General features: G+C 60.9%; 17 protein-coding genes. 8 read left to right on the top strand and 9 right to left on the bottom strand.

All coding sequences use genetic code 11. From position 1 onward, the window contains the following. The first annotated feature begins 112 nt into the window (after positions 1-112). From nirB to cobA, 4 genes are read left to right on the top strand one after another with little or no spacing between them, the layout of a single operon-like run. A complete protein-coding gene (nirB, locus tag LUB09_RS02155) occupies positions 113-2,566 on the top strand; it encodes a nitrite reductase large subunit NirB (protein ID WP_231421449.1) in 2,454 nt (817 codons plus the stop codon). Further along, positions 2,563-2,880, top strand: a complete 318-nt coding sequence (gene nirD, locus LUB09_RS02150) for a nitrite reductase small subunit NirD (protein WP_003230326.1) — start codon at positions 2,563-2,565, stop codon at positions 2,878-2,880. The genes nirB and nirD overlap by 4 nt, the downstream gene beginning before the upstream one ends. Beyond that, positions 2,880-5,588: a nitrate reductase gene (locus tag LUB09_RS02145; RefSeq protein WP_231421448.1), complete on the top strand. Its 2,709-nt coding sequence runs from the start codon at positions 2,880-2,882 to the stop codon at positions 5,586-5,588. Before nirD ends, LUB09_RS02145 begins: the two co-directional genes overlap by 1 nt. Positions 5,589-5,598: 10 nt before the next feature. Further along, positions 5,599-6,342 (top strand): uroporphyrinogen-III C-methyltransferase, encoded by a 744-nt coding sequence (cobA, locus tag LUB09_RS02140; protein ID WP_209983758.1) that lies wholly within the window; start codon positions 5,599-5,601, stop codon positions 6,340-6,342. Between the two features lie 60 nt (positions 6,343-6,402). Here cobA and LUB09_RS02135 read toward each other — a convergent pair whose 3' ends face one another. The 8 genes from LUB09_RS02135 to ppsA form a co-directional block, all read right to left on the bottom strand. Then, positions 6,403-7,383, bottom strand: a complete 981-nt coding sequence (locus LUB09_RS02135) for an OmpA family protein (protein ID WP_003230320.1) — start codon at positions 7,381-7,383, stop codon at positions 6,403-6,405. 107 nt (positions 7,384-7,490) lie between these two features. Further along, the gene (gene sigX / locus LUB09_RS02130) at positions 7,491-8,081 is read right to left on the bottom strand and encodes an RNA polymerase sigma factor SigX (protein WP_209983760.1); all 591 of its coding nucleotides are present in this window, start codon (positions 8,079-8,081) and stop codon (positions 7,491-7,493) included. Between the two features lie 85 nt (positions 8,082-8,166). Next, positions 8,167-8,991, bottom strand: coding sequence for a mechanosensitive ion channel family protein (locus LUB09_RS02125; protein ID WP_209983762.1), 825 nt, complete (start codon positions 8,989-8,991; stop codon positions 8,167-8,169). 2 nt (positions 8,992-8,993) lie between these two features. Continuing rightward, complete coding sequence (locus LUB09_RS02120; RefSeq protein WP_209983764.1) at positions 8,994-9,236, bottom strand: CrfX protein; 243 nt, start codon at positions 9,234-9,236, stop codon at positions 8,994-8,996. A gap of 87 nt (positions 9,237-9,323) precedes the next feature. Further along, positions 9,324-10,319, bottom strand: coding sequence for a zinc transporter ZntB (locus tag LUB09_RS02115; protein WP_209983766.1), 996 nt, complete (start codon positions 10,317-10,319; stop codon positions 9,324-9,326). A 25-nt stretch (positions 10,320-10,344) separates the two neighbouring features. Beyond that, positions 10,345-10,833 carry a ribonuclease E activity regulator RraA gene (gene rraA / locus LUB09_RS02110; protein ID WP_139136753.1) on the bottom strand — a complete coding sequence of 163 codons (489 nt, stop codon included), beginning with the start codon at positions 10,831-10,833 and terminating at the stop codon, positions 10,345-10,347. 178 nt (positions 10,834-11,011) lie between these two features. Continuing rightward, positions 11,012-12,001, bottom strand: a complete 990-nt coding sequence (locus tag LUB09_RS02105; RefSeq protein WP_209983768.1) for an alpha/beta fold hydrolase — start codon at positions 11,999-12,001, stop codon at positions 11,012-11,014. A gap of 106 nt (positions 12,002-12,107) precedes the next feature. After that, the gene (ppsA, locus tag LUB09_RS02100) at positions 12,108-14,483 is read right to left on the bottom strand and encodes a phosphoenolpyruvate synthase (RefSeq protein WP_057009261.1); all 2,376 of its coding nucleotides are present in this window, start codon (positions 14,481-14,483) and stop codon (positions 12,108-12,110) included. 179 nt (positions 14,484-14,662) lie between these two features. Between ppsA and ppsR the strand changes: the two genes are divergently transcribed. Continuing rightward, a complete protein-coding gene (ppsR, locus tag LUB09_RS02095; protein ID WP_231421447.1) occupies positions 14,663-15,481 on the top strand; it encodes a posphoenolpyruvate synthetase regulatory kinase/phosphorylase PpsR in 819 nt (272 codons plus the stop codon). A gap of 34 nt (positions 15,482-15,515) precedes the next feature. Here the strand turns inward: ppsR and LUB09_RS02090 are convergent, their stop codons facing one another. Then, entirely contained in the window at positions 15,516-16,940 is a 1,425-nt protein-coding gene (locus LUB09_RS02090) for an aminotransferase-like domain-containing protein (protein ID WP_231421446.1), read from the bottom strand. A 160-nt stretch (positions 16,941-17,100) separates the two neighbouring features. On the opposite strand from LUB09_RS02090, the gene LUB09_RS02085 reads away from it, so the two are divergent. Genes LUB09_RS02085 through LUB09_RS02075 form a run of 3 tightly spaced genes read left to right on the top strand, consistent with a single transcriptional unit; the run spans position 17,101 to position 20,813 of the window. After that, positions 17,101-17,994, top strand: a complete 894-nt coding sequence (locus tag LUB09_RS02085) for a DMT family transporter (protein ID WP_209990459.1) — start codon at positions 17,101-17,103, stop codon at positions 17,992-17,994. Positions 17,995-18,020: 26 nt separating this feature from the next. Next, positions 18,021-19,883: a molybdopterin-synthase adenylyltransferase MoeB gene (gene moeB / locus LUB09_RS02080; protein WP_231421445.1), complete on the top strand. Its 1,863-nt coding sequence runs from the start codon at positions 18,021-18,023 to the stop codon at positions 19,881-19,883. A 15-nt stretch (positions 19,884-19,898) separates the two neighbouring features. Continuing rightward, the gene (locus LUB09_RS02075; RefSeq protein WP_231421444.1) at positions 19,899-20,813 is read left to right on the top strand and encodes a PLP-dependent cysteine synthase family protein; all 915 of its coding nucleotides are present in this window, start codon (positions 19,899-19,901) and stop codon (positions 20,811-20,813) included. The last annotated feature ends 5 nt before the right edge of the window (positions 20,814-20,818 follow it).

The raw sequence follows: 20,818 nt of genomic DNA, 5'->3' as shown, positions 1-20,818 counted from the left end.
CAACGACGAAGGATCGAGCTTCCCGAGAGAACGGGATCGGACAAAGGCGTCCTCGCTAGGTAACTAGCGGGGACGCCTTTTTTTGTTTGCGCGTGATTGGTCGGAGAGCGACATGAAAAAACTCAAATTGGTGATGATCGGCAACGGCATGGCCGGGGTTCGTACCCTTGAAGAACTGCTCAAGCTGAGCAGCGACCTCTACGACATCACCGTGTTCGGCGCCGAGCCCCACACCAACTACAACCGCATCCTGCTGTCGCCGGTGCTGGCCGGCGAACAGACCTTCGAAGAGATCGTGCTCAACGACCTGGACTGGTACCTGGACAACAACGTCAAGCTGCTGCTCAACCGCAAGGTGGTGCAGATCGACCGGGTCAAGCGCAAAGTCATCGCCGATGACGGCACCGAGGCCGAGTACGATCGTTTGCTGATCGCCACCGGTTCCACGCCGTTTATCCTGCCGATCCCCGGCAACACCTTGCAGGGCGTGATCGGCTATCGCGACATTGCCGACACCCAGGCCATGATCGACACCGCCAAAACCCATAAACACGCGGTAGTCATCGGCGGCGGCCTGCTCGGACTGGAAGCCGCCAACGGCCTGATGCTGCGCGGCATGCATGTAACCGTGGTGCACATCGGCGAATGGTTGCTGGAGCGCCAGTTGGACAAGACCAGTGGCCAACTGCTGCAAACCGAGCTGGAAAGCCGTGGCCTGGTCTTCCGCCTGGGCGAACACACCCAGGCCCTGCACGACGCTGGCAATGGCCGGGTCGGCTCGGTGCAGTTCAAGAATGGCGACATCATCCCCGCCGACCTGGTGGTGATGGCCGCCGGCATCCGGCCCAACACCGAACTCGCGGAAAAATCCGGCATCCCGTGCAACCGTGGGATTCTGGTCAATGACACCATGCAAACCTACGACCCGCGTATTTATGCGATCGGCGAATGCGCCAGCCATCGCGGGATTGCCTACGGCCTGGTGGCGCCGCTGTTCGAACAGGCCAAGGTCTGCGCCAACCACCTGGCCCAACTGGGCTTTGCCACCTACAAGGGCTCGGTCACCTCGACCAAGCTGAAAGTCACCGGCATCGACCTGTTTTCCGCCGGCGACTTCATGGGCGGCGAAGGCACCGAGACCATCACCCTCTCCGACCCGATCGGCGGCGTGTACAAAAAGCTGGTGATCAAGGACGACATCCTGGTCGGCGCCTGCCTGTACGGCGACACCGCCGATGGCGGTTGGTATTTCCGCCAGATCCGTGAGAACCATGCCATCGGCGAGATCCGCGATCACCTGATGTTCGGCGAGAACGCCCTGGGCGATGTCGGCCATCAGGGCCAGGACAAGGCCATGAGCATGGCCGACAGCGCTGAAGTCTGCGGCTGCAACGGCGTGTGCAAGGGCACCATCGTCAAGGCGATCCAGGAACAAGGCCTGTTCAGTGTCGATGAGGTGAAAAAACACACCAAGGCCGCCAGTTCCTGCGGCTCCTGCGTGGGCCTGGTGGAACAGATCCTGATCAACACCGTGGGTGGCGCGGCCGATGTAAAACCCAAGAGCGAAAAAGCCATCTGCGGCTGCAGCGACCTCAATCACGGGCAAATCCGCCAGGCCATCCGCGAACAGCACCTGCTGACCATCGCTGGCACCATGAGCTACCTGAACTGGCGCACGCCCAACGGCTGCGCCACCTGCCGCCCGGCGCTGAACTATTACCTGATTTCCACCTGGCCTGGCGAAGCCAAGGATGATCCGCAGTCACGCCTGATCAACGAACGGGCCCACGCCAACATCCAGAAAGACGGCACCTACTCTGTCGTGCCACGGATGTGGGGCGGCGTGACCAACCCTTCGGAACTGCGCCGCATCGCCGACGTGGCCGACAAGTACAACGTGCCGATGGTCAAGGTCACCGGCGGCCAGCGCATCGACTTGCTCGGCATCAAAAAGCAGGACCTGCCCGGCGTGTGGAAGGACCTCGACATGCCGTCCGGCCACGCCTACGGCAAATCCATCCGTACCGTGAAAACCTGCGTGGGCAGCGAGTTCTGCCGCTTCGGCACGCAGAACTCGACGCAACTGGGCATCGAGCTTGAGCATGACCTGTTCAACATGTGGTCGCCGCACAAGGTCAAGCTGGCGGTGTCCGGTTGCCCGCGCAATTGCTCGGAAGCTGGCATCAAGGATGTCGGCATCATCGGCGTCGACTCCGGCTGGGAGATGTATATCGGCGGCAACGGCGGCATCAAGACCGAAGTCGCGGAGTTCTTCGTCAAGCTCAAAACCGCCGACGAAGTGCGCGAGTACAACGGCGCGTTCCTGCAGCTGTACCGCGAGGAAGCCTTCTACCTGGAGCGCACCGTGCATTACCTGCAGCGCGTGGGCATGGAACACATCAAAAAGGCCGTGCTGGAAGACCCGGCCCGGCGCAAGGCGCTGAACGAGCGCCTGCAATTCTCGCTGTCATTCGAGCAGGACCCGTGGAAAGAACGGCTTGAACAGCCGCTGCTGAAAAAGGAATTCGAGGTGATCCCCGTCAAACACCTGGAGGTGCAGGCATGAACTGGCTGGATATTTGCGCCCTCGACGACATCAACGCACTGGGCTCACGCATCATCAACGGGCCCAAGGGCGACATCGCGATCTTTCGCACCAGTGACGACGAAGTCTTCGCCCTCGACGACCGCTGCCCGCACAAGGGCGGCCCGCTGTCCCAAGGCCTGATCTACGGCAAACGCGTGGCCTGCCCGCTGCACAACTGGCAGATCGACCTGGCCTCCGGCGAAGCCCAGGCGCCGGATATCGGCTGCGCCCACCATCACCCCGCCCGTGTCGAAAACGGCCGGGTGATGCTGGCCCTGCGGGACGCCGGTTGATGGACCGCCAGGTCACCGCGTCCACCTGCTGTTACTGCGGGGTGGGCTGCGGCGTGCTGATCGAGCATGACGGCACGCAGATCCTCGGTGTGCAGGGCGACCCGAGCCACCCGGCCAATTTCGGCAAGTTGTGCAGCAAAGGCGCCAGCCTGCACCTGACGGGCGACCTGAGCGCGCGCGCGTTGTACCCGGAGTTGCGCCTGGGCAAAGGCCTGGCCCGTAGCCGCACCAGCTGGGATACCGCACTGGACCACGCGGCCAACGTGTTTGCCGACACCCTCGCCGAACACGGGCCGGACAGCGTGGCCTTCTATATTTCCGGGCAACTGCTCACCGAGGACTACTACAGCTTCAACAAACTGGCGCGGGGGCTGGTGGGCACCAACAATCTCGACAGTAATTCACGGCTGTGCATGTCCTCGGCGGTGGTCGGCTACAAGCGCAGCCTGGGCGCCGACGCGCCACCGTGCAGCTATGAAGACCTCGACACCAGTGACTGCGTGATGATCGTCGGCAGCAACATGGCCTACGCCCATCCGGTATTGTTCCGACGCCTGGAGGAAGCCAAGGCGCGGCGTCCGCAGATGAAAGTCGTGGTGATCGACCCTCGGCGCACCGACACCTGCGAATTGGCTGACATGCACCTGGCCATCCTGCCGGGCACGGATGTGGCGCTGTTCCATGGAATCTTGCACCTGTTGTTGTGGGAAGACTGGATCGACCGCGACTTTATCCAGGCCCATACCGACGGACTGGCGGAGCTAAAGCGCCTGGTACATGACTACACGCCGCAGATGGTCACGCAGCTGTGCGGGATCAGTGTCGAACAATTGCGTCTGTGCGCCGAATGGGTAGGCACCTCCCCTGGCTTTCTGTCGCTGTGGTGCATGGGGCTAAACCAGTCCACCGCCGGCAGCGCTAAAAACAGCGCGCTGATCAATCTGCACCTGGCCACCGGCACAATTGGCCGGCCGGGCTGTGGGCCGTTCTCCCTGACCGGCCAGCCCAATGCCATGGGCGGGCGCGAAACCGGCAGCTTGTCGAATCTGTTGCCGGGCCATCGGGAAGCCGCCAACCCTGAACACCGCGCAGAGGTCGCTGCTTACTGGGGCGTCGATGCGTTGCCGGAGCCGACCGGGCTGACGGCCATTGAGCTGTTTGAGCAGGTGCAGGCCGGTAAAATCAAAGCGTTGTGGATCGCGTGCACCAACCCCGCGCAATCGCTGCCGGACCAGACCGCTGTGCGCGCCGCCCTGGCAACCTGCCCGTTCGTGGTGTTGCAGGAAGCTTTTCGCACCACCGAGACCGCCGCCTACGCCGACCTGCTTTTGCCGGCCGCCAGTTGGGGGGAGAAAGAAGGCACGGTGACCAACTCCGAACGGCGTATTTCCCACGTACGCCGCGCCATCCCCCCACCCGCAGAGGCACGGCCGGACTGGGCAATCACCGTGGATTTCGCCCAACGCCTGGAACAGCGACTGCGCCCGGGGCTGCCGAGCCTGTTCGCCTTCGAGCATCCGGCGCAGATTTTTGATGAGTTCAAGCTGCTGACCCGTGGGCTTGATTTGGATTTGTCGGGTATCAGCCATGCCGTGCTCGACGAACTGGGGCCGCAGCAGTGGCCGTTCCCCATGGGCGCGCGCAGCGGCACCTCGCGTCTGTATACCGACGGGGTTTTCCCGACCGACGGGGGGCGCGCGCACTTTATCGCCGACCCTTATCGTGCGGCCAAGGAGCAGCGCGACGCGCGCTTCCCGCTCACCCTGATTACCGGGCGCCTGCGTGACCAGTGGCACGGCATGAGCCGCACCGGCACGGCGGCGCAGTTGTTCGGGCATGTGAGCGAAGCGCTGCTGAGCCTGCACCCCGATGAACTGCGTCGTCATCGCTTCAAGGAAGGCGACCTGGTGAACCTCAAAAGCCGGCGCGGCAATGTGATCGTTGCCGTGAGCAGTGATGACAGCGTACGCCCCGGCCAGGCCTTCCTGCCGATGCACTGGGGCGACCGGTTTCTCAAGGGCGGCGTGAATACCCTCACCCAGCCGGCGTTCGACCCGCTGTCGAAACAACCTGAACTCAAGCACAGCGGCGTGCGCCTGGAGGCGGTGCAGTTGCCATGGCAGCTGTTCGCGCTGATCGAGGGCGATGTGCAGCAACACTTCGAGGCCCTGCGCCCGCTGTGCGAGGGTTTTGCCTATGTGAGCCTGAGCCTGGCCGGGCGGGAACGGCCGGCGTTGCTGGTACGCGCGGCACATACCGCAGCGCCCGAGCTTGAGCTGCTGACCCGTATCGACCAACTGCTGGGCCTGCACGACGGCCCGGTGATGGCCTACGACGACCCGCGCCGCTCGATCGGCAAGCGGGTGAAGATCGAAAAAGGCCGCATCACGGCCGTACGTCTGGCCGGTGAAACCCTCGCCCGCCACTGGCTGCAGAGCCTGTGGCTGGAAGGCCGCACCGATGAGCAGTTGCGCCGCTGGCTACTCGCGCCCTTGAGCGCAGCGCCCGGCGGTGCGGCGGCAAGCAGCAAGGTGTTGTGTAACTGCATGAACGTCAGTGAAAACGCGGTGTGTACCGGTATTGCCCAGGGTCTGGACCTGGATGGACTCAAGCAGTCCCTGGGATGCGGCACGCAATGCGGCTCCTGTGTGCCGGAAATCAAACGTCTGCTGGTCAGCCATCCGCAGCCAATCGCTATCAGTGTGTGAGGACAGGAATATGAGCGCAAAAGTCTGGCTGGTAGGCGCAGGGCCGGGGGATCCGGAGCTGTTGACCCTGAAGGCGGTGCGGGCGATGAACGAGGCCGATGTGGTGCTGATTGACGATCTGGTCAACCCGGCGGTGCTGGAACATTGCGGCGATGCGCGGGTGATTACGGTGGGCAAGCGCGGCGGCTGTCGTTCAACGCCGCAGGATTTCATCCACCGTTTGATGCTGCGTTACGCGCGTCAGGGCAAGTGTGTGGTGCGGCTCAAAGGCGGCGACCCGTGCATTTTCGGACGCGGCGGTGAAGAAGCCATGTGGCTGCGCGAGCGCGGGATCGAGGCCCAGGTGGTCAATGGGATTACGTCGGGGCTGGCAGGCGCAACTAACTGCGATATCCCGCTGACGTTGCGCGGTATCAGCCGTGGCGTAACGCTGGTCACGGCGCATACCCAGGACGACAGCCGCCTGAACTGGCGCGCGCTGGCGGAAGGCGGGACGACGCTGGTGGTGTATATGGGCGTGGCGAAGCTGGAAGAAATACGCCAGCAGTTGCTGGACGGCGGCATGACGGCGGATATGCCGGTGGCGATGATCGAGAATGCATCGCTGCCCCAGCAACGGGAGTGCCGCAGCGTGCTGTCGCGCATGCAGGAAGATGCACAGGCTTTCGCGTTGAAGAGCCCGGCGATTCTGGTGATTGGCAGGGTTGCAGCGGCTGAACAGGCGGCTTATGTCGCAGTGGCCGCCAGCGCCTGAGGCAAATTGCGGACGAAAAAAAGCCCGGCCTGAGCCGGGCTTTTTTCTACTACTCAGTAATTACTGAGCGGTAGCTTCAACCGACGCTTCTACGCGACGGTTAACAGCGCGACCAGCTTCAGTTGCGTTGTCAGCAACTGGGCGGGATTCGCCGTAACCTACAGCAGTTACACGGCTAGGAGCCACGCCGTCTTTAACCAGGACTTGCTTAACAGCGTCAGCACGACGCTGGGACAGCTTCTGGTTGTAAGCGTCTGGACCTACGGAGTCAGTGTGACCAGCAACTTCTACGTTGGTGGACGGGTACTGAGCCATGAAGTCGGCCAGGTTTTTCACGTCGCCGTAGCTGTTAGGCTTAACAACGGCTTTGTCGAAGTCGAACTTAACGTCCAGCTCAACACGAACAACCTGAGCAACTGGAGCTTCTGGCTCTGGAGTTGGCTCTGGAGCTGGTGCTGGGGTAGGAGCTGGAGCGACTGCGCCAGCGTTACCGCCGAAGTTCACGCCCAGGCCGACCAGTGCGGAGTAGTCCCACTTGCCGTTGTCCAGACCGTAGTCAGCTTCAACACCGGCACGAGCGTACAGGTTGTTGGTGAAGTAGTACTTCACGCCGGTACCGACGGTGGCGAAAGTGGTCTGATCGCGACCGCTGTGGCCGTCAGCTTGCACGTTGCCACGGCTCTGGTGGCCGAAACCGCCTTCAACGTATGGACGCAGGCTGTCAACGCCGGCCTGACCGAAGTGGTACTGGGCCACGAGGCTGCCAGTGTCACCTTTGATCTTCTGGCTACCAGTACCGTCATTCGAACGGGTGTGGTTAGTCTTGTCGTAGGACAAGTTCAAGGACAGATCGTCGGTCAGGAAGTAACCAATGCGAGCGCCTGGGTTGAAGCCGTCTTCGATGTGCTTGACGCTATCGTTGTACTGCTTCTTGTAGAACAGCTCGCCTTCAACTGCGCCTTGGCCTTGTGCCAGAACGCCGAAAGAAGTTGCGGCAATAAGAGAACCAATGGCCAAGCCCAAGGTGTTTTTCAGTTTCATCCGTTAAATCCCCATCTGGTGATTGTAAAGCAGTCCCACAAACCGGGGGACAACTCGGCGACAAGTCTAACAGAACTTGCCTACACGTAAGAGATATTTGCCACGCACTAAGTTTCAGTCTCGTCCGCAAATTTCTCACGTAATTTATCTAGAGCACGTTTGTACCGCATTTTTGTAGCACTCAAACCCATGTGCATGATGTCAGCGATCTCCTGGAACTCCAGCTCTGCGACGAATCGCAGCACCAGAATCTCCCGATCGATCGGGTTCACATACACCAGCCAGCGATCGAGTCCGCCCTTGTCCTCGGGTGCCGGCGCCTTTTCTTCAGACGCTTCCTCAAGGGGGTCCAGACTCAAGGCGTCCATCAAGCGACGCTTTCGCCGTTCCTTCCGATACTGCGTGATGCACTCGTTGTACGTGATGCTGTAGAGCCAGGTCTTGAACTTCGATTTGCCCTCGAAGTTCTTGAGGCCGTACAGCACCTTTAGCATCACTTCCTGACAGACATCGTCCGCATCTCTATCGTTCCCTAAATACCTTGAACAAACGTTGAACAGAGTGCGTTGATACCTGCGCATCAATTCTTCATAGGCGCGCGTGATGTGAAACAGCTCCGTATGTGCACGCGCGACCAGCTCCTCATCAGAGAGCTCACGGGGGTCATAGCGCGTGGACAGCGTTTGAGCTTTATTCAAAACAAGTCGTGCCGACAGTCAGGTCAATGTCCGCTACGGCCCGGCAAGCCGGGTTCGCGGCGGCGTACATTAGCAGGGTGCCGGGTCAGCGGCTACTGACCTGCTGTTCAAGGAGTATCCGATTGGACAGCGACACCAGCTCGCCATCATCGGTCAGTACTGTCGTTTTGACGGTACCGATCTCCTCGATTTGCCCCTCGACCTCGCCTACACGCACATTTTGCCCTACCTGATACAGCTCACGCACGTAGATTCCCGCAAGAATCTGACCGGCAATTTCCCGGCTTCCCAACCCCATGGCCAGCGCAACTGCCAGACCAACGGTAATCAAAACAATCACAATCACGTGGTTGAGCAGGTCGGTCTTGACCTCCAACTGGCTGATCGCGACCGAAATACTGATGATGATCACCAGCCCCTGAGCGATTCGCCCCAGGCCGGCAGCATAGTCCAGCCCCACGCCTTCGGCGGCCCCGCGTACCAGCCCATTGGCCAATTGTGCGAGTAAAACGCCTACCAGCAATACCAGCGCGCCGCCGAAAACCTTGGGCAAATACAGCGCCAGCATGTCGAGCGTAGCTGAAACTCGCTCAAGTCCAAGGGATTGCGCCGCCGAAACCAGAAATATCAGCAAAACGAACCAATAGACAATCTTGCCGATCAAGGTCGAGATCGGCACTTGCAGCCCGGCGCGCCCCAGCAGCTTGGTCAGGCCGGTGCCTGCCATCAAGCGATCCAGGCCCAGTTTCGCGAGCAGCTTGGACAACAGCGTGTCGAGCAGCTTGGCCACGACAAACCCCAGCAGCACCAGCACCAGGGCACCAAACAGGTTGGGAATGAAATTCGCCACCTTGGTCCACAATGCCGTCATCGCGGTGACCAGGCTCTGGGTCCAGAGATCAAGTTCCATGTTCAATCAGCCTTATCAGTGCGAGCAAGAGGTTTGCCACGGGAAACCGGGGATACGTGGGCCGAACCGTTGTTCAGGGCCATCATCAACGCCGGCACCCAACGCCCGAGCAGCCCGAACAGGTCTCCCGCCCCAACCTGACGGTTGGCGGTTTTCAATACGCGGCCCAGGCAGGCATCGTCATCACGGTTGGATGGCGAAGCATTCAGCATGTCACGCAAAGACTGTTCAAACGGATCGTGCATAAAAGACCTCTCGCAAGTGAATTAAAAGACGAGGGTTAAATTCCTGAGGTCACATCCGACCCTTCCTACGTTCAGCTCGTATTCAGGTCAAACCCAGCGCAAGCGTCGAAACAACCACCATTGCCCGAGCGCCACCGACACCATCAACAGGCACGCAATCGCGAATCCATAGGGGCTGGAGGAAAAAGGAATTCCCCCCACATTTATACCCAGCAGACCAGTGAGAAAACTCATCGGCAGGAAAATCCCGGTGATGATTCCGAAGCGGTACATGGTGCGGTTCATGCGCACGCTCAAGCGCCGGTCCTCGGCCTCAAGTACAAGCCCCACGCGCTCCCGGGTCAATTCCAGCTCTTCCAGGTAGCGGGTCAGGCTGTTGTTCAATTCGTTCCAGTAGTCGGCATCGTCGTCACAGAACCACGGCAATTTGATCCGCGTGAGCTGACCGAAAATATCCCGTTGCGGCGCCAGGAATCGCTTCAATCCAGCGGCTCTGCGACGGATCTGCAGGATACTGCCATGCTCCGGAGTATACCGTTCGTCGGCATCGAGTTTTTCTTCCTCTGAATCGACGATTTCAGACAGGTCGGTAACCAGATCCTGCACCTTATTGGTCAGGTACTGCGCCATATAAAGGATGAGTTCAGAGGTATTTTTCGGCCCCTTGCCCTCCGCCAGTTGCACCAGCAACTCATCAGTCGCGCGCAATGGGCGCAAACGCAGGGAGATCACACGGCTGGCAGAGGCGAAGATGCGCGCCGAGACCATGTCTTCCGGTTCGGCACCCGGGTTGAGGTTGACCCCGCGCAGAAACAGCAACAGCTCGGCGTCCGGTAACGGCAACAGGCGTGGACGGGTGTTCTCCTCCAGCAGCAGGTCGCAGGCGAACTCGCTCAATCCGCTGGATTGGCGCAGCCAGGTGCGGGTTTGCGGATGGCTGCGATCCCAATGCAGCCACAGGCTTTCCCGCGGCTGCAGTTGCAGGTCATCCAGTTCAGTCCGGGCAATCGAACGCGCGCCGCCTTTACCGTCCAGCACCAGGGCATGCACCAGCCCCCATTGCGCGTTTTCTTCCTCGAACATCCTCACCCCTGTCGGCTATTGCGGTTTATTCAGGCATCTTCAGCGGACTGGGCGACACGATCACACCGTTATTGTCGGCATAGATGTATTCGCCCGGACGAAATGTGACGCCGGCAAAGGTCACCACCACGTTCAGGTCACCGATGCCGCGCTTGTCGGTCTTCATCGGGTGGCTGGCCAGGGCCTGCACACCCAGATCGGTCTGGGCGATCACGTCGACGTCACGGATGCAGCCGTAGATCACCATGCCTTCCCAGCCATTCTTTGCGGCTTTTTCGGCGAGCATGTCGCCCAGCAATGCGCGACGCAGCGACCCCCCACCGTCGACCACCAGCACCTTACCGGCACCCGGCAGGTCAACCTGCTCCCGGACCAGCGAGTTGTCTTCGAAACATTTGAGGGTGACGATTTCGCCGCCAAAGGAATCGCGTCCGCCGAAGTTGCTGAACATCGGCTCGACCACCTGCACCAGGTCGGGGTAGGCATCGCACAGGTCAGGGGTTACGTAATGGATCATGAAAAGAGTCCCTTGCGTCAAAAAGCTGTCTTTGGAAAGAAGCGTCTGCCTCGCAGGTACGCAACATCCCATCCGTTTCGCCGCAACGCAAGCGCGCAGCAGCGACTGAATATGACCAGAAGCGTTTAACGCGTCATAGCTTAGCCGCAACCGCAGATCAGCGAAAAGCCCCGGATCAAGCCGTGGCCATCAGCTCGGGCCGGGCAGCGGACAACGGTGTCAGCGGATCTTTCAGCCACTGCGCCGTCAACGGCCAGACTTCAGCCTGCGCGGCCTTGCTGACGAGCATTTCCACATGCCCGAAATCCCCGGTAAACCCTTGCCCACGCCCCAGGCACAGGTATTGGCGATGTTCGCTGCCCACTTGTTCGAACAGCTGGCGGCAGGCCCAGTCCGGGTCTTGCTCGTCGCCCGCGGCGCTCACCGCCAGCAAGGGCACATCGACCTGGGCCAGGCCCTTCCACCAGTCGGCATCAGCATCGCCAAACCGGCCAAACAGACCGTTCCAGCGCAACGCCTCGATCATCACGCCGGCGGGCTCGTCCTCGGGCCCGCGCTTGAAACGTGGTCCGGACACATGGGCAAAGCGCTTGAGCAACCAGCGACCTGCCCACTCCACCGGCGGGATTTTCAACGGCCAGTGCGTGCGGCTGACCTGACAGCCGAACAACGCCGCCGACGCCACCGCCGATGCTTCCAGGTGGCGCGCGCCCAGGGCGGCAGCCAGGGTGATGGCACCGAGGGAATGCCCGATCCAATGCGGCGTCTGCGCGCTTTGCTCACGCACGAACGCGCCGATGGCCGGCAAATCGTAACGCGCATAGTCGGCCACGCGATTTTTCGCATAGTCCTGATTACGCCTGGACAGCCCGTGGCCGCGCATTTCCGGGATCCACACATCAAACCCCTGGCGCGCCAGGTAGGCGCCCAGGCCGATGCCCTTGGGCGAGTACCAGAAACGCCGGTTGGAAAAACTGCCGTGCAACAAAATAACCGCAATGCCCCGGTTTTCCGGGACATCGGCCAGGCCCAGACGGGTCACTGCCAGCTCGACGGTGCCGTCGGGGCTGTTACCGGGTTTGAGGCGATACACGTCTTCACTCAGGTCGCCACGACGTTCAGCACTGATCAGGGCGACGGGAAACAGATTGCTGCTGCTTTGCATAATGCTCTTGCACAAAAAAGGGCGGCGTCCGCGAGGATTCCCGCCCTGTACAGATAAGAATGCCGGTCATCCGCAACGGGTGACCGGCACTTTTGACGTTGCGATCTTAAGCGGACGCTTGGCCTTCGGCGAGGAAGAACCAGGTTTCCAGCACCGAGTCAGGGTTCAGCGAGACGCTTTCGATGCCCTGTTCCATCAGCCATTTGGCCAGGTCCGGGTGATCCGACGGGCCCTGGCCGCAGATGCCGATGTACTTGCCGGCCTTGTTACAGGCCTGGATGGCGTTGGCCAGCAGCTTCTTGACCGCCGGGTTACGCTCGTCGAACAAGTGCGCGATGATCCCAGAGTCGCGGTCCAGGCCCAGGGTCAACTGGGTCAGGTCGTTGGAGCCAATGGAGAATCCGTCGAAGAACTCCAGGAACTCTTCGGCCAGAATGGCGTTGGACGGCAACTCGCACATCATGATCACGCGCAGGCCGTTTTCGCCACGGGACAGGCCATTTTCGGCCAGCAGGTCGACCACCTGGCTCGCCTCGCCCAGGGTGCGCACGAACGGCACCATGATTTCGACGTTGGTCAGGCCCATCTCATTGCGCACGCGTTTGAGCGCACGGCATTCGAGCTCGAAGCAGTCGCGGAAGGCTTCGCTGATGTAACGCGAGGCACCACGGAAGCCCAGCATCGGGTTTTCTTCTTCCGGCTCGTAGAGCTTGCCGCCGATCAGGTTGGCGTACTCGTTGGACTTGAAGTCCGACAGGCGCACGATCACCTTTTTCGGGTAGAACGCCGCCGCCAGGGTACTGATGCCTTCCACCAGCTTGTCGACATAGAAGCCCACCGGGTCGTTGTAGCCGGCGATGCGCTTGTCGACGCTCTCTTTGATGTCCAGCGGCAGCCCGTCGTAGTTCAACAGGGCCTTGGGGTGCACGCCGATCATGCGGTTGATGATGAACTCCAGGCGGGCCAGGCCCACACCGGCGTTCGGCAACTGCGCGAAATCGAAGGCGCGGTCCGGGTTGCCGACGTTCATCATGATCTTGAACGGCAGGTCGGGCATGGCGTCGATGGAGTTCTGCTTGATGTCGAAGCCCAGCTCGCCTTCGAAGATGAAACCGGTGTCGCCTTCAGCGCAGGACACGGTCACGCCCTGGCCGTCTTTCAACAGTTGGGTGGCATTGCCGCAACCCACGACCGCCGGGATGCCCAGCTCACGGGCGATGATCGCCGCGTGGCAGGTACGCCCGCCACGGTTGGTGACGATGGCGCTGGCGCGTTTCATCACCGGTTCCCAGTCCGGGTCGGTCATGTCGGAGACCAGCACGTCACCCGGCTGAACCTTGTCCATCTCGGACACGTCCTTGATGATCCGCACCTTGCCCGCGCCAATGCGCTGGCCGATGGCACGGCCTTCCACCAGCACGGTGCCGGTTTCCTTCAACAGGTAGCGCTCCATGACGTTGGCCGAGGTGCGGCTCTTCACGGTTTCCGGACGAGCCTGCACGATGTACAGCTTGCCGTCGTCACCGTCCTTGGCCCACTCGATGTCCATCGGGCACTTGTAGTGCTTTTCGATGATCATCGCCTGCTTGGCCAGCTCACTGACTTCCGCGTCGCTCAGGCAGAAGCGCGCGCGCTCGGCTTTGTCCACATCGACGGTCTTGACCGAACGACCGGCCTTGGCCTCGTCGCCGTAGATCATCTTGATCGCCTTGCTGCCCAGGTTACGGCGCAGGATGGCAGGGCGACCGGCCTCAAGGGTGTGCTTGTGCACGTAGAATTCGTCCGGGTTGACCGCGCCCTGTACGACGGTTTCGCCCAGGCCGTAGGCGCCGGTGATGAATACCACGTCACGGAAGCCCGATTCGGTATCGAGGGTGAACATCACGCCGGCGGTGCCGGTTTCCGAACGCACCATGCGCTGCACGCCGGCAGACAGGGCCACCAGCTTGTGGTCGAAACCCTGGTGCACGCGGTAGGAAATGGCGCGGTCGTTGAACAGCGAGGCAAACACTTCCTTGGCCGCGCGGATCACGTTTTCCACGCCACGGATATTCAGGAAGGTTTCCTGCTGACCGGCAAAGGAGGCGTCGGGCAAGTCTTCGGCGGTGGCCGAGGAACGCACGGCGACGGCCATGTCCGGATTGCCGGCCGACAGGGTGGCGAAGGCGGTGCGAATTTCTTCGTTGAGCTTTTCAGGGAACTCGGCCTCCATGATCCATTGGCGGATCTGGCTGCCGGTTCTGGCCAGGGCGTTGACGTCATCGACGTCCAGAGCGTCCAGCGCGGCGTGGATCTGAGCGTTGAGGCCGCTCAGCTCGAGGAAATCACGGTACGCCTGGGCCGTGGTGGCAAAACCACCGGGCACCGACACACCTGCGCCTGCAAGATTACTGATCATCTCGCCGAGGGATGCGTTCTTGCCCCCTACGTGCTCTACATCATGGACGCCGAGCTTATCGAGGGAAACTACGTACTCTACCAAGGTGATCTCTCCACTTTCTGTGTTGGAAAAGCTCATGGACGCCGACGGCTCAGTAGGAGCATTCGCCAGCGCTTGTGGCCTGGGCCTGGAAAATAAGTGAGAATGCGGCCCACTGCGGGACAGCAAAATCGCGCCTATCATATCCAAGATTCGCCATCAGCTTAAGGCCCAGGGCTCAAATGAAACGATCTGCTTTCTTTATCTCCGATGGCACTGGCATTACTGCCGAAACCCTGGGCCAAAGCCTGCTCGCGCAGTTCGAAAACATTACCTTCGCCAAATTCACCCGACCCTATATAGACAGCGTGGATAAAGCGCGGGCCATGGTACAACAAATCAATCTGGCGGCTGAAAAAGACAGCTGCCGCCCGATCATTTTCGACACCATCGTCAATCAGGACATTCGTGAGATTCTTGCGACCTCCAATGGTTTCATGATCGACATCTTCTCCACCTTCCTCGCGCCGCTGGAGCAGGAGCTGAGCGAACACTCCTCCTATTCGGTAGGAAAGTCCCACTCCATCGGGCATAACTCCAACTATATGGAGCGTATCGAGGCGGTCAACTTCGCCCTCGACAACGACGACGGCGCACGCACGCACTACTACGACAAGGCTGACCTGATCCTGGTGGGCGTGTCGCGTTGCGGCAAGACGCCAACCTGTCTGTACATGGCCATGCAATTCGGCATCCGCGCGGCCAACTACCCGCTGACCGAAGACGACATGGAACACCTGACCCTGCCCGCCGCCCTGCGCGCGCACTCGCACAAGCTGTTCGGCCTGACCATCGACCCGGACCGCCTGACCGCCATCCGCAACGAGCGCAAGCCCAACAGCCGCTATTCGAGCTACGCGCAGTGCGAGTTCGAGGTGCGTGAAGTGGAAAATCTGTTCCGGCGCGAGAATATTGCGCATATCAATTCCACGCATTTCTCGGTGGAAGAGATTTCGGCAAAGATTCTGGTGGAGAAAGGGGTGGAGCGCAGGTTCAAGTAATCAACGCCCCCTCCCACAAAAAGCCTGATCAGCCTTACAGATGAAACCTTCCGCCACCTTGCCCCAGCGCGGTTGCCAACGCATCGAACCCCGTCCGCAACAACTGATCATCCCCGGACGTATTACAGATACTCGCCCGAATAAACTGCGGCACCGCCGTCTGCCCCACCGCAAAGGCTTCTGCGGTGGCGATCAGGTAATTGTTCTGTTTGAGTTCGGCTTCTATTTCCGACGCGCGCCAGGGCTCCGGCACTTCGATCCAGAAGTGCGGACTATTCAGGTGAGTACGGTAAGCCAGGCCAGCCAGCAAATCCTCCACCAGCGCCTTGCGCCGGCTGATCTCACTGATCTGTTGACGCAACAGGTATTCCGCCGTGCCGTTTTCGATCCACTGGGTGGCCAACTCCAGGGTCACTGGCGTGGCCATCCAGCAGGTGGAGCGCAAGGCGGCAGAAATGCGGCTGACCAGCGCGGGCGGCGCATGCACATAACCCACGCGCAACCCGGCTGACACCGCCTTGCTCAGGCTACTGATCAAAATCGTACGCTCGGGCGCGAAATAGCTGAGAGGCGGCGGCCGGTCTTCCACCAGAACGCCGTGGGCCTCATCCTCAAGAATCAACAGATTGTGTTCGCGACAGACTCTGGCCAGCGCTTCGCGGCGCGCCACCGATAACACTGACGTCGTAGGGTTCTGAATCGTGGGTGTGCAGTACAACGCCGAAATTCGGTGATTACGACAGAGTTCATCCAGCGCGCCCGGCAGCACACCCTCCTCATCCATCTCCAGGCCGATCAGGCGGATACCGAGCATGCGTGACGCCGTGATCAACCCCGGATAAGTCAGCTGTTCGGTGACCACCGTATCGCCGGCCCGCAGCAGGGCCATCATGGCGCAGAGCAAACCGTGCTGACCGCCATTCACGCAGATGACCTGCTCGGGAATCGGATGGAAATCGCGCTGTACCAACCACTGCGCACCGGCTTCGCGGTAGCGTGGCAGGCCCGCGTCCGGGGTGTAGGCGCTGATCTCCTGGAGAAACTTGGCGTTGGTCGACAGGGTCTGGAAGCTCTGTGCCAGGAACACCGTCTCCTGCCCGGGGATATGCATGTTGCGGCTCATGTCGAAGTACTGGCGCGGCTCCTCGCTGACATTGCGAAAGCCTTCATCGCGCTGGCGCTCCATCCCGCGCTTGCGCACGAAGGTGCCGTCACCGACCCGCGCCACCACCAGCCCCAGACGTTCCAGCTCGCCGTAGGCGCGGCTGATGGTACCGATGGTGACGCCCAGATTGTCCGAAAGCACCCGATGGGGCGGCAGTTTTCGTCCCGGTTCAATCAAGCCTTCAAGGATGCCCCGCTCCATGACATCGGACAGGCGCTTGTACTTGACACCCTGCCCGTTGGACAACCCCTCACGCATAATTGACACCATGTCAATATTTGTTTTGACAGTCATCTTTCGCCCTAATAGTGTGCTTTTACGGGTTCAATCGCCGATTTTTACCGCTTGTTACACGCTCAATATAGAGTTCAATGTCGGCTCAGGGAAGCAATAAACGATGCCAATGTCTGCTGTTCTCGAAAACACCGCCAAAACCAAAACACCCAAACAGTGGTTGCCCGGCTTGGTCACCAGTGTGATGTTTCTTATCGTGTGCCTGAGTTGGGGGACCACGTGGCTGGGTATCAAGATCGCGGTGGAAAGCGTGCCACCGCTAACGTCCGCCGGCCTGCGCTTTCTGATCGCATTCCCGCTGTTCCTGTGTTTTGCCAGGGTGCGCCGCGAGCCGATCCTGTTTCCTCGGGAGAGCCGCTGGTTTTTCGTATTCGTGACATTGTCCTACTTCAGTATTCCGTATTACCTGCTCAACTACGGCGAGATGCATGTCTCGTCGGGCCTCACCGCCCTGCTGTTCAGCTGCATGCCGGTGTTCATCCTGATTTTTTCCGCGCTGTTTTTGCGCGAGCGCATCTACTTTTCCCAAGTGGTCGGCATTGGAATCGGTTTCGGCAGTCTCTACATGATCATCCGCAGCCAGGGCCTGCACCTGGACCACGCCGAGTTCTTCGGGGTGCTGGCGATCCTCGGCGCCGCGATCATGCATGCGTTGTGCTATGTGATTACCAAGCAAAAAGGCAGCGCCATCAGCGTGATCACCTACAACACCCTGCCCATCGGGATTGCCGGCCTGATGCTGTTCGTGGCCGGCTTGTGGTTTGAAACGCCGACGTTCGAAGACATCACCCTGCGCTCCTGGAGCGCGCTGTTCTACCTGGGGCTGGTGGCATCGGTGGGCGGTTTCATCGTGTACTTCATGCTGCTCAAGCGCCTGAGCCCGATCATCCTGTCGTTCGTGTTCATTATCTTCCCGGTGTTCGCGGTGATCATCGGCGCCTGGTACGAGGGCGTGGCGCTGTCCCGTGACCTGATGCTCTACTCGGCAGTCCTGCTGGCCGGTTTTGCGATCACCAAGCTGCCCATCGAAAAATTCCTGGCCAAGAAAAATTGAGCCGCCCACCACGACGCGAGAGCAACATGGATGTCCTTCGTCCCACCGCCCTGGAACAAATCTACGCCCACGCCGGCCGCTGCTACCCCGAAGAGTGCTGCGGTTTCGTCTTCGCCGATGGCAGCGTGTACCCGGGCTGCAATATCCAGAACGAACTGCACCGCAAAAACCCCGAGATGTACCCACGCAGCGCGGCCAATGGCTACACCTTTGCCGTGGCCGACACCCTGCTGCTGAACAAGGCGTTGCGCAGCGATAACCCGGTGGTGGTGATCTACCACTCGCACCCGGATGTCGGCGCCTATTTCAGCGATGAAGACCAGGACAAGGCGCTGTTCATGGGCGAACCGATCCACCCGGTCAGTTATCTGGTGGTCGACGTCCGTCAGGGCCAGGCCCAGGGTTCCAAGCTGTTTGCCTGGGATGGCAAGCATTTCGCCCTCACCCCTTTCAACGACCTGCATGCGGAGCTGTCCATGAACGCTGTCTCTTTCCCCGACATTCTGGTTCGCGTGGCCAAGTTGCCGGAGTCGACCCTCGAGGGCGCCGGATCGACATTGCGCGAGGTCATGGAAAACCTGTGCAGCCGCCACCCGCAGCTGCGCGCACACTTGTTTCACGAGAACAACAACCAGCTCAAGGAACATTTTCTGTTCACCGCCGAAGAAGCCTTGATCGACGCCGACGAGCCACTGCCGGAAAAAGCCCATATCGATGTGCTGCTCGCCACTTCCGGCGGCATGGACGTCGACGCGCTGAGCAATGAAGAAGTGCAACGCTACGTGCGGCACATCACCCTGCCCGGCGTCGGTCGCGAAGGCCAGTTGAAGCTGAAAAAGGCCAGGGTGCTGATCATCGGCACGGGAGGCCTGGGCTCGCCCATCAGCCTGTACCTGGCCGCCGCCGGCGTCGGCACCCTGGGCCTGGTGGATTTTGATGTGGTGGAAAGCAGCAACCTGCAACGCCAGATCGTTCACGGCAACAGCAGCCTGGGCATGTCCAAGGTCGAATCCGCCAAACAGCGCCTGCAGGACCTCAACAGCCATATCCGGATCAACACCCACGACACCGCCTTCAATGCCGATAACGCCCTCGAGCTGGTCGGCGCCTACGACCTGGTGATCGACGGCACCGACAATTTCGACACGCGCTATCGGGTCAACGACGCCTGCGTACAGCTGGACAAGCCGCTGGTGTACGGCGCCATCTACCGCTTCGACGGGCAGATCAGCGTGTTCAACTACCAGGGCGGGCCGTGCTATCGCTGCCTGTTTCCCAGCCCACCGCCAGCCGAACTGGCGCCCAACTGCAGCGCCGGCGGGGTGATCGGCGTGCTGCCGGGGGTGGTCGGGATGATCCAGGCCACCGAGGCGATCAAGCTGCTGATCGGCATTGGCGAGCCGTTGTCCGGGCGCCTGATGCGCTTCGATGCCCTGGCGATGAAATTCACTGAGGTGCGCTTCAAGCGCCGCGCCAATTGCCCGTGCTGCTCCGCCCAGCGCCACAGCCACACCGTCGCCCCGGCAGTTTGCGCCGACGCCGTGGCGCCCCAGCCGTGCCTCGCCGAGGAGCGCTACATCAAGCCGCACGTCCTCAAGCAAGTGCTGGAACACCCGAACAGCGCCGATGTGCTGGTGGATGTGCGCGATGCCAGCGAACTGGAGGTGTGCAAGCTGCCGGGCGTGGTGCACATTCCCCTCGACGAGCTGGATTCACAGCTCGGCCGCCTGAGCCGCGACAACACCCATTACCTGATCTGCTACGCCGGCACCCGCGCCGAGCAGGCGGCGAGCACCCTGCTGGCCGCCGGTTTTGCCAACACCAGGGTGCTGCAGGGCGGCATGAAGCATTGGGTGCGCGACGTCGAACCCGACATGCCGTTGTATTGAGCGGGGGGCAGAGCGATGTTGCATAACTCGATTATCGACGCCATCGGCCACACGCCGACTGTGCGCCTGGCGCAGTTTTCCGAAGACCTCGGCATCGAGGTCTACGCCAAGCTCGAATCCCTCAACCCCGGTGGCAGCCACAAGGCGCGCATCGCCCTGGGCATGATCCTCGACGCCGAACGCCGTGGTGTGCTGATCCGTGATTCCGGGCAAACCCTGATCGAACCCAGCGGCGGCAATACCGGCATCGGCCTGGTGATGGCCGCCAATGTGCTGGGCTACAAAGTGGTGCTGGTGATTCCCGACAACTACAGCCCGGAAAAACAGAAACTGCTGCGCCTCTACGGCGCCAGGGTGGTGTTGTCGGACAGCCGCCTGGGCAACAACTCCCACGGCGAGAAATGCATGGAGTTGCAGTTGGAAAACCCCAACTACGTGATGCTTAACCAGCAACGCAACGGCGCCAACCCGCAGACCCATCGCGACACCACCGCGCCGGAGATCCTGCGCGACTTCGGTGAGCTGCGTGCGGACTATTTCGTCAGCGGCATCGGCACCGGCGGCCATATCACCGGCATCGGCGAAACCCTCAAGGCCGCCTGGCCGGGCCTGCGCGTGATGGGCGTGGAGCCCGAAGAATGCGACCTGCTCAAGGACCGGCATGCGCCGCACGACATTCAGGGCCTGTCGATCGGCCTGATCCCGAGCATCCTCAACCTGGACGTGATCGACGGCATGCTCAAGGTCTCGCACCGGGCGTGCGTCGACATGATCAAACGCATCATGCGCACCGACGCCATCAGCCTGGGCCTGTCCTCGGCCGCCAATATGGTCGCCATCGCCCAACTCGCCCCCGAACTGCCGCCTGAAACGGTGGTGCTGACCCTGGTCTACGACAATGCCGACAGCTACCTGCCCAACTTCGAGTAACCGGC

It is taken from the genome of Pseudomonas sp. Leaf59, assembly GCF_920984685.1.
Classification (GTDB): Bacteria; Pseudomonadota; Gammaproteobacteria; order Pseudomonadales; family Pseudomonadaceae; genus Aquipseudomonas.
The sequence above is the reverse complement of the archived record's forward strand: the minus strand, read 5'-3'. Positions and strand labels throughout refer to the sequence as shown.

What these genes read in the sequence shown, in the direction of transcription:
- ppsR (WP_231421447.1), top strand. Translation starts at nt 14,663, where the DNA reads ATGAAACGATCTGCTTTCTTTATCTCCGATGGCACTGGCATTACTGCC.
- LUB09_RS02120 (WP_209983764.1), bottom strand. Translation starts at nt 9,236, where the DNA reads ATGCACGATCCGTTTGAACAGTCTTTGCGTGACATGCTGAATGCTTCG.
- LUB09_RS02105 (WP_209983768.1), bottom strand. Translation starts at nt 12,001, where the DNA reads ATGCAAAGCAGCAGCAATCTGTTTCCCGTCGCCCTGATCAGTGCTGAA.
- LUB09_RS02135 (WP_003230320.1), bottom strand. Translation starts at nt 7,383, where the DNA reads ATGAAACTGAAAAACACCTTGGGCTTGGCCATTGGTTCTCTTATTGCC.
- LUB09_RS02145 (WP_231421448.1), top strand. Translation starts at nt 2,880, where the DNA reads ATGGACCGCCAGGTCACCGCGTCCACCTGCTGTTACTGCGGGGTGGGC.
- LUB09_RS02075 (WP_231421444.1), top strand. Translation starts at nt 19,899, where the DNA reads ATGTTGCATAACTCGATTATCGACGCCATCGGCCACACGCCGACTGTG.
- LUB09_RS02090 (WP_231421446.1), bottom strand. Translation starts at nt 16,940, where the DNA reads ATGACTGTCAAAACAAATATTGACATGGTGTCAATTATGCGTGAGGGG.
- nirB (WP_231421449.1), top strand. Translation starts at nt 113, where the DNA reads ATGAAAAAACTCAAATTGGTGATGATCGGCAACGGCATGGCCGGGGTT.
- nirD (WP_003230326.1), top strand. Translation starts at nt 2,563, where the DNA reads ATGAACTGGCTGGATATTTGCGCCCTCGACGACATCAACGCACTGGGC.
- LUB09_RS02115 (WP_209983766.1), bottom strand. Translation starts at nt 10,319, where the DNA reads ATGTTCGAGGAAGAAAACGCGCAATGGGGGCTGGTGCATGCCCTGGTG.
- moeB (WP_231421445.1), top strand. Translation starts at nt 18,021, where the DNA reads ATGGATGTCCTTCGTCCCACCGCCCTGGAACAAATCTACGCCCACGCC.
- cobA (WP_209983758.1), top strand. Translation starts at nt 5,599, where the DNA reads ATGAGCGCAAAAGTCTGGCTGGTAGGCGCAGGGCCGGGGGATCCGGAG.
- LUB09_RS02125 (WP_209983762.1), bottom strand. Translation starts at nt 8,991, where the DNA reads ATGGAACTTGATCTCTGGACCCAGAGCCTGGTCACCGCGATGACGGCA.